This is a genomic window from Rathayibacter sp. VKM Ac-2805 (assembly GCF_009834265.1).
Lineage (GTDB): Bacteria > Actinomycetota > Actinomycetes > Actinomycetales > Microbacteriaceae > Rathayibacter.
Map to the genome: position 1 here is coordinate 1,387,009 of NZ_CP047185.1, position 14,275 is coordinate 1,401,283.

Consider the following 14,275-nt stretch of genomic DNA (forward strand, 5'->3'; position numbering starts at 1 on the left):
CTTTGTGGTTCCCAGAAGACGGGCACCCCGCATCCTCCTTCGGGAGGAGCGGAACAATTGAATACACGCACGGCGTGTAACTCAGATTTGACCATGTGCCCTCGGGTGCGTGTGTCGCCAGGGTTACGGCGGCCATAGCGAGAGGGAAACGCCCGGTCACATTCCGAACCCGGAAGCTAAGACTCTCAGCGCCGATGGTACTGCAGGGGGGACCCTGTGGGAGAGTAGGACACCGCCGGACACCATTCACGATGGCCACCCAGAAATGGGTGGCCATCGCTGTTTAACCGGTCGGTCTCTGTTCGAGGACGAACAGGGCCGGCCGGAGCGACGATGACCGTCGTCGCCCGACTCCGGAACGAGGAGCTGCGATGACTCAGCACGACCCGATGCCCTCTCCGGAATCGAGGCCGCTCCAGAACGGCTTCGACGTCGTGGAGGAACACGTCCTGTCAGACGAGCTCCTCCGGATCGAGCAGACTCCGCTCAACGAGAGGGCAGCCGGATACGTCCAGCTGCAGGAGCAGCTGCGCATCCGACTCGAGAACGCGGACCGCGACCGATGACCGACGACTCGCGACTCGACTCGGCTCTCGCCGAACGGGGTATCGCCCGATCCCGCACCCATGCCGCTCGGATGATCGCCGGCGGTCTGGTGACGGTGGACGGCGTCCCTGCACTGAAGCCCTCGATCCGCGTGCGCGACGATCAGGACGTCGCGGTCGCCGGCCTCGACCACTACGTCAGCCGGGCCGCCCACAAGCTGCTCGCCGCCCTCGACACCTTCGCGACGGTGCGAGTCGCCGGCCGGAACGCTCTCGACGTCGGGGCGTCGACGGGCGGGTTCTCGCAGGTCCTGCTCGAGCGCGGCGCCGCCTCGGTGATCGCCCTCGACGTCGGGCACGCGCAGCTCGCTCCCCGGATCCGGTCCGACGATCGCGTCCACGTGGTGGAGGGGTTCAATGCGCGGGATCTCACCGCCGCCCGGCTCGCCGAAGCCGCCAGGACCGAGATCGTCCCGGACCTGGTCGTGTCCGACGTGTCCTTCATATCCCTGCGGATGGTTCTGCCTCCGGTCGCCGCCTCTGTGGATCCGCTCGCCGACTTCGTGGTGCTGGTGAAGCCGCAGTTCGAGGTCGGCCGCTTGGGAGTGCGGGAGGGGATCGTCCGGGATCCCGAGCTGCGTCGCGAGGCCCTCTCGGACGTCCTGTGGTCGGCGTGGGACCTGGGGCTCGGCGTCGTCGGCCTGGCCGAGTCGCCACTCCCGGGGGGCGCTGGGAATCGTGAGTATCTGGCGCACCTCCACCGCGACCGCGGAACGATTCCGACAGAATGGAGGGACGCGGTCACCGCGCTCACCACCGGATGACGCGATCGTGTCCGCCGCTGTCGACCGACCAGAAGGACACACCCTCGATGCAGTCCCCTCGTGACGAGCGCAACATCCTCGTCGTCGCCCACACCGGACGGACGGACTCCCTCGATGCGGCGGTCCTCGTCGTCGAGCGCCTCCGGAACTCCGGCGCCCACCCCGTCCTCTGCGCCGACGACAAGGGAGACATCGTCGCGGTCGCTCCGGATCTGAGCGACGTCGCCGTGCTCGGGTCCGACGTGCCGCTCGAGTCCATCGAGCTCGTGTTCGTGCTCGGCGGGGACGGGACCATCCTCCGCGCAGCGGAGATCGTCCGGTCCGGGACGGCCCCTCTGCTCGGCGTGAACCTCGGCCACGTCGGGTTCCTCGCGGAGAGCGAGCGGGACGATCTCGACGACGCCGTCGCCCGTGCGCTCGACGGCGACTACGCGGTCGAGGAGCGGATGACCCTGCAGGTGCGCGTCAAGATCGACGAGGCCGTCGTCTACGAGACCTGGGCGCTCAACGAGGCCACGGTCGAGAAGGGCAGCCGCGAGCGGATGCTCGAGGTCATGGTGGGCGTCGACGGACGTCCGCTGTCGAGCTTCGGCTGCGACGGCATCGTCGTGTCCACTCCGACCGGTTCCACCGCTTACGCCTTCTCCGGGGGCGGCCCCGTCGTGTGGCCGACCGTCGAGGCGATGCTCCTCGTTCCGCTCAGTGCCCATGCCCTCTTCGCGCGGCCCCTCGTCGTGGGCCCGTCGTCGAGCCTCGCCGTCGAGGTCAAGGAGAGGACCGACGGCGTCGGCGTCCTCTGGGCCGACGGCCGGCGCGCCTACGAGCTGCCGCCGGGAGCGCGCGTCGTCTACCGGCGCTCGCCCGTGCCGGTGCGCTTCGCGCGCCTGCACGACGCCCCCTTCACCGATCGACTCGTGCACAAGTTCGGTCTCCCCATCCGCGGATGGCGGGGGTCGGCGGAGACGGAGTAAGGCCCGATGCTCGAAGAGCTGCAGATCCGCGACCTCGGAGTGATCGCCGAGGCGACGCTCCCGCTCGGACCGGGCTTCACCGCGGTCACCGGCGAGACCGGCGCCGGCAAGACGATGGTGGTCACGGCGCTCGGCCTCGTGCTGGGCGCGCGCTCTGACGCGTCCGCGGTGCGCTCGGGAGCGAAGCAGGCCTGGGTGTCGGGGCGCTGGCTGGTCCCAGAGCAGGGCCCGGTCGCCGAGCGGGTCCACGACGCCGGCGGCGATCTCGACGGCCCGGAGCTGCTCCTCGCTCGCTCGGTCTCGGCGGAGGGACGCGGGCGAGCCGTCGTCGGCGGCCGGAGCGCACCGGTCAGCGTGCTGAGCGAGCTCGCCGATCAGCTGGTCGTCGTGCACGGGCAGTCGGACCAGATCCGCCTCCGCTCCGCCGCGGCGCAGCGCGAGGCGCTCGACCGGTTCGGCGGACCCGGTCTCGCCGACGCCCTCCGCGACTACGCGAGCGCCTTCGAGCGCTGGCGGGCCAACCGGGAGGAGCTCGACTCGCTCACCGAGGCCCGGGAGACGCGCGCCCGCGAAGCCGAACGGCTCAGCTCGGCCCTCGCCGAGATCGAGGTGGTCGCCCCCCAGCGCGGGGAGGACGTCGAGCTCGCGGCGCAATCCGCCCGGCTCGGGAGCATCGAGCAGCTCCGGCTCGCCGCCGGCGAGGCCCGCGAGGCGATCTCGTCCGAGGAGCTGGACGGGCGGGACGCGCTCGGGCTCCTCGAGACGGCGCGGCGCGTGCTGGAGCGGGCGGCCGAGCACGACGCCGCCCTGCAGCCGACGGTCCAGACGCTCGGCGAGGCGGCGGTGCTCCTCGTCGACGCCGCCGGCGGGCTCTCCTCCTACCTGGCGGAGCTCGACCTCGACGGCGCGCACGACCTGGAGCTGATCGAGAACCGGCGGGCGGAGCTGTCCCTGCTCGCCCGCACCTACGGACCGACCCTGGACGACGTGCTCGACCTGGTGGACTCCTCCGGACTCCGCCTGCTCGAGCTCGACGGCGACGACGAGAGGATCGCGGCTCTCGAGGCCGACACCGCGGCCGACGCGGACCTCGTCGACCGCCTCGCGACCCGGCTGACCGAGCTGCGGACCGCGGCGGCCGCCGAGCTGGGGGAGCGGGTCAGCGACGAGCTCACCGCGCTGGCCATGGCGGATGCGCGCCTGCACGTGAAGGTGACGGCCGCGGGGGAGCCGAGCGTCCACGGGCGCGACTCCGTCGAGATGCTTCTCCAGCCGCACACCGGGGCCGCACCCCGGCCCCTCGCGCGCGGAGCCTCGGGTGGCGAGCTCTCGCGGGTGATGCTCGCGATCGAGGTCGTGGTCGCCGCCAACGACCCCGTTCCGACGTTCGTCTTCGACGAGGTCGACGCAGGGGTCGGCGGAGCAGCGGCGATCGAGATCGGCCGACGGCTCGCGCGGCTCGCCGAGACGTCGCAGGTCATCGTGGTGACCCACCTCGCGCAGGTCGCCGCATTCGCCACGAACCACCTCCGCGTCGAGAAGGGCTCGGACGGCGCGGTGACCTCCAGCGCCGTGACGCAGCTCGACTCCGAGGAGCGGGTGTCCGAGATGGCGCGCCTGCTCTCGGGGCTCACCGACTCCGCCAACGCTCTCGCTCATGCGCGGGAGCTCCTCGAATCGAGTCGGCGGGGCTGATCGCGAGCGGCCCGGGACGACATCGATCCGTCCCGGGCGGTCCGCCGCCGCCGTTCTGCTGTTACGGTGGAACCCCGTGGTGGACTTTACGAACGCGGGCCTTTCCTCTTCTTCTCCCTCGGATCCCGAGGGCTCCTCCGGGTCCTCGACCCGGAGCGCTTCGACGGCCGGGCAGGACGCCCCCTCGAAGATCACGAAGCACATCTTCGTCACCGGCGGTGTCGTCTCCTCGCTCGGCAAGGGACTCACTGCCGCGAGCCTGGGCAACCTGCTGACCGCGCGCGGGCTGCGCGTCGTCATGCAGAAGCTCGACCCGTACCTCAACGTGGACCCGGGGACGATGAACCCGTTCCAGCACGGCGAGGTCTTCGTGACCGACGACGGCGCCGAGACCGATCTCGACATCGGCCACTACGAGCGCTTCCTCGATATCAACCTGAACCAGGCCGCGAACGTCACGACCGGCCAGATCTACTCGCGGGTCATCGCGCGGGAGCGCGCCGGCGAGTACCTCGGCGACACGGTCCAGGTCATCCCGCACATCACGGACGAGATCAAGCGGCGCATGCGCCTCCAGTCGGAGGACGACCCGCAGCCGGACGTCATCATCACCGAGATCGGCGGCACCGTCGGCGACATCGAGAGCCAGCCGTTCATCGAGTCGGCCCGCCAGGTCCGCCACGAGCTCGGCCGCCGCAACGTCTTCTTCGTGCACGTCTCGCTGGTGCCCTTCATGGGCGCCTCCGGCGAGCAGAAGACCAAGCCCACCCAGCACTCCGTCGCGGCGCTGCGCTCGATCGGCATCCAGCCGGACGCGCTGGTACTGCGGAGCGACCGGCCCGTGTCGGAGTCGAACAAGCGCAAGATCGCGCTGATGTGCGACGTCGACGAGCAGGCCGTGGTCAACGCGAAGGACGTCGCGTCGATCTACGAGATCCCGCAGCTGCTCAACGAGCAGGGCCTCGACGCCTACATCATCGACCAGCTGGGCCTCCCGGCCGGCGAGGTCGTCTGGGACGGCTGGTCGCGGCTGCTCGAGGCCGTGCACGAGCCCAAGCACGAGGTCACCATCGGCCTGGTCGGGAAGTACATCGACCTGCCCGACGCCTACCTCTCCGTGACGGAGGCTCTGCGAGCCGGCGGCTTCGCGCAGCAGACGAAGGTCGCCATCCGCTGGATCGCCTCCGACGGGCTCGAGGACCCCGAGGCTGCGGCCAAGGCGCTCTCCGAGCTCGACGGCATCTGCGTGCCCGGCGGCTTCGGCATCCGCGGTATCGAGGGCAAGCTCGGCGCGCTGCGCTTCGCGCGGGAGAACGGGATACCGACCCTCGGGCTCTGCCTCGGCCTGCAGTGCATGGTCATCGAGTACGCCCGCAACGAGGCCGGCCTCGAGGGGGCCTCGTCGTCGGAGTTCGACCCGGAGACGGAGTTCGCCGTCATCGCGACGATGGCCGAGCAGGTCGAGATCCTCGCGTCCGGGGACATGGGCGGCACGATGCGCCTCGGCCTCTACACGGCCGAGCTCGCCGAGGGCTCGATCGTCGCCGAGGTGTACGGCGCACCTGAGGCGGCCGAGCGCCACCGGCACCGCTACGAGGTCAACAACCGCTACCGCGACCGGATCGCCGAGGCGGGGCTCTGGTTCTCCGGCCTCTCGCCCGACGGCCACCTCGTGGAGTACGTCGAGCTGCCCCGTGAGAAGCACCCCTACTACGTGGGCACGCAGGCGCACCCGGAGCTCCGCTCGCGCCCGAACGCCGCGCACCCGCTCTTCCGCGGCCTCGTGACCGCCGCCCTCGAGCGCCAGGAGGCCTCGCGCCTCTTCCCGGCATCGGAGGCGGGCGCCGATGAGTGAGCCGCTGTCGGACGAGCTCGTCGAGCCGGAGGTCCTGACCAGTGAGCGCGTCTTCGACGGGATGGTCTGGGGCGTCCGCGCGGAGACGTTCCGCTACGGCGGCGGCGAGCTGCGCCGGGAGTTCCTCGATCACACGGGAGCCGTCGCGGTGCTGGCCCTCGACGACGAGGACCGCGTCGCCCTGATCAAGCAGTACCGGCACCCGGTCCGCACCCGCGAGTGGGAGATCCCGGCCGGCCTGCTCGACGTGGAGGGCGAGGATCCGCTGGTCGCCGCTCAGCGGGAGCTGGGCGAGGAGACGGACCTGCAGGCCGAGCGCTGGGACCTGCTCTCGGAGTTCGCCACCTCGCCGGGCGGCAGCGACGAGGTCATCCGGATCTACCTGGCCCGCGGGCTCTCGTCCACCGGCTCCACCTTCGACCGCGAGGCGGAGGAGGCGGACATGGAGCTGCGGTGGGTGCCGCTGGACGAGGCGGTCGAGGCGGTCCTCGTCCGCCGGGTGCAGAACCCCTCGCTGACGATCGCGGTGCTCGCGGCGCACGCGTTCCGCTCGCGCGGCTGGGACGGGCTGGGCGACGCGTCCTCGCCGTGGACGCGCCACCCGCGGGTCCGCCACCCCCGGGGGTGAGCCCCCGCGCCTGCGCCGAGGCGTACCTCCGGCAGGCGAGCGTGGAGCGCGGGCTCTCGGCGCACACGCTCGCGGCCTACCGGCGCGACCTGGAGCTCTACCTCGGCTGGCTCGAGGAGCGCGGGAGCGTGGATCTGGCGCAGCTCGGACGGGTCGACGTGGGGGAGTTCTCCTCCTGGCTGGCCGCACGCCCGGAGCGGCCGCTCGCGGCGAGCTCGCGCGCACGGATCCTCTCGAGCGTCCGAGGGCTGCACCGCTTCGCCCTCGAGGAGGGGGTCGTCGCGGACGACGTTGCCCGGGACGTGGTGCCGCCGAAGGTCCCGATGACCCTGCCGAAGGCGGTCACGGTCGAGCAGATGGCGGCACTGCTCGACGCGGCGCGCGGCGAGGAGCTCGCGGACCTGCGGGACCGGGCCCTGCTGGAGCTGCTCTATGCGACGGGCGCGCGCATCTCGGAGGCGGTGGACCTGAACGTCGACGACGTGGTCGCCGCGGAGGTGGTGCGGCTGACGGGCAAGGGGTCCAAGCAGCGGATGGTGCCGCTCGGCCGCTTCGCCCGCGAGGCGGTCGACGAGTACCTCGTCCGTGCGCGGCCCGAGCTCTCGCGGAGGGGGCGCGCGACGCCGGCGCTCTTCCTGGGGGTCCGCGGGAGCCGCCTGTCGCGGCAGAGCGCCTGGCTGGTCATCCGCGCCGTCGCCGAGAAGGCCGGGCTGGACCGGGAGATCTCGCCGCACACCTTCCGGCACTCGTTCGCGACCCACCTGCTCGCGGGCGGTGCCGACGTCCGCGTGGTGCAGGAGCTCCTCGGGCACGCCTCGGTGGCGACGACGCAGATCTACACGCTGGTGACGGCGGACACGCTCCGGGACGTCTACACGTCCGCGCACCCGCGAGCGCGGCGCTAGAGCCGCGGCCCCGCGCGGCGGGGCGCGGCGGCCGGGGAGCGGGGCGCCGGTACACTCGTCGGAGGCCGCGCGGGAGCGCACGCCGCCACGGAAGCGAGGACGACGCAGGTGACACGCAAGACGGACGACAAGGCCGAGCTCACCGGTCTCGAAGCCCCGACGCTCGGCCCGACCGGCCGCCCCCTGCGCGACTTCCCGCTGCCGGTGGAGCTCACCGGTCACGGCCCCGCCCGGATCATCTCGCTCTGCAACCAGAAGGGCGGCGTCGGCAAGACGACGACGACCATCAACCTGGGCGCGACCCTCGCCGAGTACGGCCGCCGCGTGCTGGCCATCGACTTCGACCCGCAGGGCGCCCTCTCGGCCGGCCTCGGGGTCACCACCTACGACGCCATCACGATCTACGACCTGCTCCTCGGCACCGTGAAGGACCCGGCCGAGGCGATCCGGAGGACCCGCGTGCCGGGCCTGGACGTCATCCCGGCCAACATCGACCTCTCCGCCGCCGAGGTCCACCTCGTCAACGAGGTCGCGCGCGAGCAGATCCTCGCCCGGGTGCTCCGCAAGGTGAGCGCGGACTACGACGTCATCCTGATCGACTGCCAGCCCTCGCTGGGCCTGCTCACGGTCAACGCGCTCACCGCGAGCCACGGCGTGCTCATCCCGCTCGAGTGCGAGTTCTTCGCGCTGCGCGGCGTCGCCCTGCTGATCGAGACGATCGACAAGGTCCGCGACCGGCTCAACCCGGTGATCGAGCTCGACGGCATCCTGCCCACGATGTACGACTCCCGCACCCTGCACTCGCGGGAGGTGCTCGACCGGGTGGTCGACGCCTTCGGCGACAGCGTGCTCGAGACGGTGATCGGCCGCACGGTGAAGTTCCCGGACGCCAGCGTGTCCGGCGTCCCGATCACCCAGTTCGCGCCCGAGCACAACGCCGCGAAGGCGTACCGCAAGCTCGCCAGGGAGCTGATCTCGCGTGGCGCGGTCGCCTGAGGTGCTCCTCGAGGAGCGCACCGCTCCCACCGGGTTCCACCTCGCGCTGACCAACTTCGAGGGTCCGTTCGACCTCCTGCTGAGCCTCATCGCGAAGCAGCAGGTCGACATCACCGAGATCGCCCTGAGCGCCGTGACGGACGAGTTCCTCTCGTACCTGCACGGGATCGACTCGCTCGAGGGGCTGGACCGCGCGTCGGAGTTCCTCGTCGTCGCCGCGACGCTCCTCGACCTGAAGATCGCCGGACTCCTGCCCCAGGGCGAGCTCGTGGACGCGGAGGACGCGGCGCTGCTGGAGGCGCGAGACCTGCTGTTCGCCCGGCTCCTGCAGTACCGGGCCTTCAAGCAGGTGTCGTCGTGGTTCGCCGAGCGGATCGCGATCGAGACCGCCCGCCACGTGCGCGACGTGCCTCTGGAGGAGGAGTACCGGTCCGCGAAGCCGGAGCTCGTCTGGACCCTGTCGCCCGCCGACTTCGCCGCCCTCGCGACCGTCGCCCTCGCTCCGCGCGAGCTGCCGACGGTGGGCCTGGACCACCTGCACGCCCCGCAGATCAGCATCCGGGAGCAGGCCGCGCACGTCGTGGCGATGCTGCGCGCCCGCGGGAGGGCCACCTTCGGCGAGCTGATCGCGGACGCCGACGAGAAGGGCGTGATCGTCGCGCGCTTCCTGGCCGTGCTCGAGCTCTACCGGCACGCCGCGATCTCGTTCGACCAGCCGGAGCCGCTCGGCGAGCTCACGCTGCGCTGGGTCGCGGAGCACTGGAGCGACGCGAGCCTTGCCGCGCTCGGAGCCGACTATGACTCCTGACGCCGGTCCCGGGACCGTCGCCTTCGAGATCGACCGGGCGATCGAGGCGATCCTGATGGTCGCGGACGAGCCGCAGCCGCTCGCCTCCCTCGCGACCGCGCTGTCGAGGCCGATCGCCGTGGTCCGCCAGTCGATCGAGCGCCTGGTCGCCGACTACGACGGCGCCGACGGGGCGATCCGCCGGGGCTTCGAGCTGCGCGAGGTCGGTGCGGGCTGGCGGATCTACGTGCGCCGAGAGTACGACCCGGTGGTCAAGGACTTCGTCCTGACGCAGAACCCGACGCGGCTCTCGCAGGCGGCGCTCGAGACGCTCGCCGTGATCGCCTACAAGCAGCCGGTCTCACGCGGTCAGGTCGCGCAGATCCGCGCGGTCAACGTCGACTCCGTCGCGCGCACCCTCCTCGGCCGCGGCCTCATCGCGGAGGTCGGCCACGACCCCGAGACGGGCGCGGTCCTCTACGGCACCACCGAGCAGCTGCTCGTGCACCTCGGCCTCACCTCGCTCGACGAGCTGCCGAAGATCTCCCCCCTACTGAGCGACGGAAGAGACGGATTCGATGAGCGCGCCTGACAGCGGCCCCGACGGCGAACGACTGCAGAAGGTCCTCGCGGCAGCGGGGGTCGCCTCCCGACGAGTGGTCGAGGAGATGATCGTGGCACGGCGGATCCGCGTCAACGGCGAGGTGGCGGACGAGCTCGGCCGCCGCATCGATCCGGCGACCGACCGGATCGAGGTCGACGGGGTCGCGGTGCAGCTGGACACCTCGCGCCGCTATGTGATGCTCAACAAGCCGATCGGCGTCGTCAGCTCGCTGGCGGACGAGAACGGACGCACCGACCTCAGCCTCTACACGAAGAACTTCGAGGAGCGGCTGTTCAACGTCGGGCGCCTCGACGCCGAGACCTCGGGACTGCTGGTGCTGACCAACGACGGCGAGCTCGCCCACGTCCTCGCGCACCCGTCGTTCGGAGTGACGAAGACCTACATCGCGAAGGTGCACGGGCAGGTCCTCCCGCAGACGATCGCGACGCTGACCTCCGGGATCGAGCTCGACGACGGACCGGTGGCCGCCGACAAGGCGCGTCTCCTCGGCCGGCCGGAGGGCCGCTCGAACGCCTCGCTCGTCGAAATCACCCTGCACTCCGGTCGCAACCGGGTCGTCCGTCGGATGATGGCGGCGGTCGGCCACCCGGTGATCGAGCTCGTCCGGCGCCAGTTCGGGCCGCTGCACCTGGGCACCCTGCGCTCGGGCGATCTTCGGGACCTGACCCGGGAGGAGCTGGGCGCGCTGCTCACGATCGCGCGGCAGGGCGGCGAGGCGGTGGCGGCCGCTCCCGCGGTCCCCTCGAAGAAGGCGAGCGCGGGTGCGCGGCGGCCCCGGCCTGACAGCGGCGAGCGCGTCGCCCCGGCGGAGCGCGGCTCGGCCGGGCGATCCTCGGATCGCGGCGGATCGTCCGGACGGTCGTCCGACCGCGGCGGCTCGGCGGGACGGTCGTACGATCGCGGCGGCTCCTCCGCCGGCGGCGGGCGGAGCGACGGTCCTCCGCGCCGGTCCGGCGCCGACAAGCAGCGCCGCGCCGATCGCTAGGCTGTCGGGGTGAACGAGCTCCTGCACCCCGCGCCGCCCGCGATGCGGACGACCGGGACGGTGCGGGTGGTCGGCTCCGGACTGCTCGGCGCCTCCATCGGCCTCGGCCTCGCCTCCCGCGGGATCGACGTCGTCCTCGACGACGCATCGCCCGCGAGCCTCTCCCTCGCCATCGACTACGGGGCCGGCCGCGCCGCCTCCGCCGACGACCGGCCCTCCGTCGTCGTCGTCTGCGTCCCCCCTGACGTCACCGCGAGCGTCGTCGAGCGCGAGCTCGCGGCGCACCCCGGAGCCGTCGTCACCGACGTGGCGAGCGTCAAGACCCAGCCGCTGCGCGAGCTGCGCTCCCGCGGCGTCGACCTCGCCCGCTACATCGGCTCGCACCCGATGGCCGGCCGCGAGCGCGGCGGACCGGTCGCCGCGCGGGGAGACCTCTTCGTCGGCAGACCCTGGGTGATCTGCCGCGACGGCGAGACCGCGCCCGACGCGCTCGCAAGGGTGGAGGGCCTCGCTCTCGACCTCGGCGGCACCATCGTCGAGATGGACCCGGAGGAGCACGACCTGTCGGTCGGCCTCGTCTCGCACGCCCCGCAGGTGATCTCGTCACTGCTCGGCCAGCGCCTCCTCGACGCCCCGAACGCGGCGCTCCGCCTCGCCGGGCAGGGCGTCCGCGACGTCTCGCGCCTGGCGGCCTCGGCCCCCGAGCTCTGGATGCAGATCCTGGCCGCGAACCGCGAGCACGTCGTCGCGGTGCTCGACGCCTTCCGCGACGACGTCGCCGCGGTGGCCGACGCGCTTCGCGACCTCGAGGCGCCCGGCTCGCGCCGCGTGCTCGCCGAGCACCTGGCCGCGGGCAACGCCGGAGTGGCGCGCCTGCCCGGCAAGCACGGCCAGGACCAGCGCTTCTCGACCCTGATCGTCCTCGTCGACGACTCTCCCGGAACCCTCGCGCGGCTCCTGGTGGAGATCGGCGAGGCGGGCGTCAATCTCGAGGACGTGCGCCTCGAGCACGCGCAGGGGCGCCGAGTGGGTCTCGCCGAGATCTCGGTGGTGCCCGAAGCGGTCGCGCCGCTGACCGAAGAACTGACCGTACGCGGCTGGAGGATCGCCGGATGAGCACCGAGCAGAACAGGCAGGAGGGCGGCCTGAACAGGATGACGCCCGCCCGCCGGGCACAGCAGAGCATTCCGGAGGACGGGGGCGCGGCTCCCGAGCGCGAGGCGCGCTCCGAGGCCGCCGAGCAGGGCGACTTCGGCGAGGCCGTCGTGGTCGCCATCGACGGTCCGGCCGGCAGCGGCAAGTCCAGCGTGTCGCGCGCGGCCGCCCGCCGTCTCGACTTCGAGTTCCTCGACACGGGGGCCGCCTACCGCGCGCTCGCCTGGCACGGACTCGACCGCGGCCTCGACTTCGAGGACCAGGATGCGATCGTCGACGCGCTCGACGGCTTCGACTACTCCATCGGCACCGACCCCGAGTCGTACTCGGTGTGGGTCGGCCCGACCGAGGTGACCGCCGCCATCCGGGAGCCCCGGGTGACCGCGCGCGTCTCGGCCGTGGCGAAGGTCCCCGAGGTCCGCCGGCGGATCACGCTGCTGTTCCGGAGGATCATCGGCGAGACGCGCCGGGAGGGCATCATCGTCGAGGGCCGCGACATCACGACGGTCGTCGCACCGACCGCTCCGGTCCGGATCCTGCTGACGGCGAGCGAAGAGGCTAGAATGGCCAGGCGTTCGCGCGAGGTCACCACGGAATCCGCCGAGGCGACGGGTCAGGCGCTGCGGTCGAGGGACCGCGCCGACTCGCAGGTGGTCGACTTCATGAACGCCGCAGAAGGAGTCACTCTTCTCGACTCCACTCATCTCGACTTCGAGCAGACCGTCGACGCGGTCGTCGCCGAGGTCCGAACTTCGAGAGCAAGGGCCGGTCATGGCACAGGACACGCACGTCGGTGACGACGAGCTGAACTTCGGAGACGACGACCTCGTCGAGCGCCTCGGCGACCTCGACGAGCAGCTCGCCTCCTCACGCGCGCAGGCGCTCCGCAGCGGACTCGAGGACTACGACCTCGACGAGGAGGACCTCGACCTCCTCGAGTTCGCCGGGGAGGACTCGGACGAGGTCCGCTACCTCCCCGCCCTCCCGGTCGTGGCGATCGTGGGCCGCCCCAACGTCGGCAAGTCCGCGCTGGTGAACCGCATCCTCGGCCGCCGCGAGGCCGTCGTCGAGGACACCCCGGGCGTCACGCGCGACCGCGTGTCCTACAAGGCGGAGTGGATCGACCGGGCGTTCACCATCGTCGACACCGGCGGCTGGGAGCCCGACGCCCGCGGCATCGACGCCTCCGTCGCCATGCAGGCCGAGATCGCCATCGACCTCGCCGACGCCGTCATCTTCGTCGTCGACGCGAACGTCGGCGCGACCGCGACCGACGAGCACGTCGTGAAGCTGCTGCGCAAGACGAAGAAGCCGGTCTTCCTCGCCGCCAACAAGGTGGACGACGCCCGCCAGGAGCCGAACGCCGCCTCGCTGTGGTCGCTCGGCCTGGGCGAGCCCCGCCCCGTCTCGGCCGTCCACGGCCGCGGCGTCGCCGACCTGCTCGACGCGGTGCTCGAGAAGCTGCCTCTGGAGTCGGCCGTCGCCAAGCGCGAGGTCGGCGGACCGCGCCGCGTCGCGATCCTCGGCCGCCCGAACGTCGGCAAGTCCAGCCTGCTCAACAAGGCCGCGGGGGAGGAGCGGGTCGTCGTCAACGAGCTCGCCGGCACCACGCGCGACCCGGTCGACGAGCAGGTCGAGATCGCCGGCAAGGTCTGGCGCTTCGTCGACACCGCGGGCATCCGCCGCCGCGTGCACCTCCAGCAGGGCGCCGACTTCTACGCGTCGCTGCGCACCTCGACCGCGCTCGAGAAGGCCGAGGTCGCCGTCGTCGTCCTCGACGTCTCGCAGCCGATCTCGGAGCAGGACGTCCGGATCATCGACCTGGTGCTGGAGTCGGGCCGGGCGCTCGTGCTCGCCTTCAACAAGTGGGACCTCCTCGACGACGAGCGCCGCCGCTACCTCGAGCGCGAGATCGAGACCGACCTCGCCCACGTGGCGTGGGCGCCCCGCGTCAACATCTCGGCCCGCACCGGCCGCCACCTCGAGAAGCTCGTGCCGGCGCTCGAGCTCGCCCTCGAGTCGTGGGACACCCGCATCCCGACGGGCAAGTTCAACGCCTTCCTCGCCGAGCTCACCGCGGCGCACCCGCACCCCCTCCGCGGAGGGAAGCAGCCCCGCGTGCTCTTCGGCACGCAGGCCTCGTCGCGTCCGCCGACATTCGTTCTCTTCACGACCGGGTTCCTCGACCCGGGCTACCGCCGCTACATCGCGCGGCGCCTCCGCGAGATCTACGGCTTCCAGGGGTCGCCGGTGAACGTCAACATGCGCGTCCGCGAGAAGCGCGCGCGCTGAGCGCAGTCGCGT

13 protein-coding genes, 1 rRNA gene and 1 pseudogene are annotated in these 14,275 nt (G+C 72.0%); all 15 read left to right on the forward strand.

Features of this window, described 5'->3' with window-relative positions:
- Positions 1-124: 124 nt before the first annotated feature.
- A 5S ribosomal RNA gene (rrf, locus tag GSU40_RS06440) occupies positions 125-241 on the forward strand.
- A 130-nt stretch (positions 242-371) separates the two neighbouring features.
- Positions 372-566, forward strand: coding sequence for a hypothetical protein (locus tag GSU40_RS06445; protein WP_160034136.1), 195 nt, complete (start codon positions 372-374; stop codon positions 564-566).
- Positions 563-1,369 carry a TlyA family RNA methyltransferase gene (locus tag GSU40_RS06450; RefSeq protein WP_160034138.1) on the forward strand — a complete coding sequence of 269 codons (807 nt, stop codon included), beginning with the start codon at positions 563-565 and terminating at the stop codon, positions 1,367-1,369. Before GSU40_RS06445 ends, GSU40_RS06450 begins: the two co-directional genes overlap by 4 nt.
- Before the next feature lie 47 nt (positions 1,370-1,416).
- Positions 1,417-2,340 (forward strand): NAD kinase, encoded by a 924-nt coding sequence (locus GSU40_RS06455; RefSeq protein WP_104222498.1) that lies wholly within the window; start codon positions 1,417-1,419, stop codon positions 2,338-2,340.
- 6 nt (positions 2,341-2,346) lie between these two features.
- Complete coding sequence (recN, locus tag GSU40_RS06460) at positions 2,347-4,035, forward strand: DNA repair protein RecN (RefSeq protein WP_160034140.1); 1,689 nt, start codon at positions 2,347-2,349, stop codon at positions 4,033-4,035.
- A 190-nt stretch (positions 4,036-4,225) separates the two neighbouring features.
- Positions 4,226-5,890: a CTP synthase gene (locus GSU40_RS06465; RefSeq protein ID WP_160036169.1), complete on the forward strand. Its 1,665-nt coding sequence runs from the start codon at positions 4,226-4,228 to the stop codon at positions 5,888-5,890.
- On the forward strand, positions 5,883-6,518 hold the full coding sequence (locus GSU40_RS06470) for an NUDIX hydrolase (RefSeq protein WP_160034142.1): 636 nt from the start codon (positions 5,883-5,885) through the stop codon (positions 6,516-6,518). The genes GSU40_RS06465 and GSU40_RS06470 overlap by 8 nt, the downstream gene beginning before the upstream one ends.
- Complete coding sequence (xerD, locus tag GSU40_RS06475) at positions 6,515-7,423, forward strand: site-specific tyrosine recombinase XerD (RefSeq protein ID WP_160034144.1); 909 nt, start codon at positions 6,515-6,517, stop codon at positions 7,421-7,423. Before GSU40_RS06470 ends, xerD begins: the two co-directional genes overlap by 4 nt.
- A 108-nt stretch (positions 7,424-7,531) precedes the next feature.
- Entirely contained in the window at positions 7,532-8,419 is an 888-nt protein-coding gene (locus tag GSU40_RS06480) for a ParA family protein (protein WP_104222502.1), read from the forward strand.
- Positions 8,403-9,227 carry a ScpA family protein gene (locus tag GSU40_RS06485; protein WP_160034145.1) on the forward strand — a complete coding sequence of 275 codons (825 nt, stop codon included), beginning with the start codon at positions 8,403-8,405 and terminating at the stop codon, positions 9,225-9,227. Before GSU40_RS06480 ends, GSU40_RS06485 begins: the two co-directional genes overlap by 17 nt.
- Positions 9,217-9,798, forward strand: a complete 582-nt coding sequence (scpB, locus tag GSU40_RS06490) for an SMC-Scp complex subunit ScpB (RefSeq protein WP_104238575.1) — start codon at positions 9,217-9,219, stop codon at positions 9,796-9,798. The genes GSU40_RS06485 and scpB overlap by 11 nt, the downstream gene beginning before the upstream one ends.
- Positions 9,785-10,537 (forward strand): annotated as a pseudogene (locus GSU40_RS06495) (pseudouridine synthase); the annotation flags it as partial. The gene scpB and the pseudogene GSU40_RS06495, both read left to right, overlap by 14 nt.
- Positions 10,538-10,858: 321 nt before the next feature.
- On the forward strand, positions 10,859-11,932 hold the full coding sequence (locus GSU40_RS06500; protein WP_159941122.1) for a prephenate dehydrogenase: 1,074 nt from the start codon (positions 10,859-10,861) through the stop codon (positions 11,930-11,932).
- Positions 11,929-12,768 (forward strand): (d)CMP kinase, encoded by an 840-nt coding sequence (cmk, locus tag GSU40_RS06505; RefSeq protein WP_244229618.1) that lies wholly within the window; start codon positions 11,929-11,931, stop codon positions 12,766-12,768. The genes GSU40_RS06500 and cmk overlap by 4 nt, the downstream gene beginning before the upstream one ends.
- A complete protein-coding gene (der, locus tag GSU40_RS06510) occupies positions 12,743-14,263 on the forward strand; it encodes a ribosome biogenesis GTPase Der (RefSeq protein WP_104222506.1) in 1,521 nt (506 codons plus the stop codon). The genes cmk and der overlap by 26 nt, the downstream gene beginning before the upstream one ends.
- The last annotated feature ends 12 nt before the right edge of the window (positions 14,264-14,275 follow it).

What these genes read in the sequence shown, in the direction of transcription:
- GSU40_RS06445 (WP_160034136.1), top strand. Translation starts at nt 372, where the DNA reads ATGACTCAGCACGACCCGATGCCCTCTCCGGAATCGAGGCCGCTCCAG.
- GSU40_RS06450 (WP_160034138.1), top strand. Translation starts at nt 563, where the DNA reads ATGACCGACGACTCGCGACTCGACTCGGCTCTCGCCGAACGGGGTATC.
- GSU40_RS06455 (WP_104222498.1), top strand. Translation starts at nt 1,417, where the DNA reads ATGCAGTCCCCTCGTGACGAGCGCAACATCCTCGTCGTCGCCCACACC.
- recN (WP_160034140.1), top strand. Translation starts at nt 2,347, where the DNA reads ATGCTCGAAGAGCTGCAGATCCGCGACCTCGGAGTGATCGCCGAGGCG.
- GSU40_RS06470 (WP_160034142.1), top strand. Translation starts at nt 5,883, where the DNA reads ATGAGTGAGCCGCTGTCGGACGAGCTCGTCGAGCCGGAGGTCCTGACC.
- scpB (WP_104238575.1), top strand. Translation starts at nt 9,217, where the DNA reads ATGACTCCTGACGCCGGTCCCGGGACCGTCGCCTTCGAGATCGACCGG.
- GSU40_RS06500 (WP_159941122.1), top strand. Translation starts at nt 10,859, where the DNA reads ATGCGGACGACCGGGACGGTGCGGGTGGTCGGCTCCGGACTGCTCGGC.
- cmk (WP_244229618.1), top strand. Translation starts at nt 11,929, where the DNA reads ATGAGCACCGAGCAGAACAGGCAGGAGGGCGGCCTGAACAGGATGACG.
- der (WP_104222506.1), top strand. Translation starts at nt 12,743, where the DNA reads ATGGCACAGGACACGCACGTCGGTGACGACGAGCTGAACTTCGGAGAC.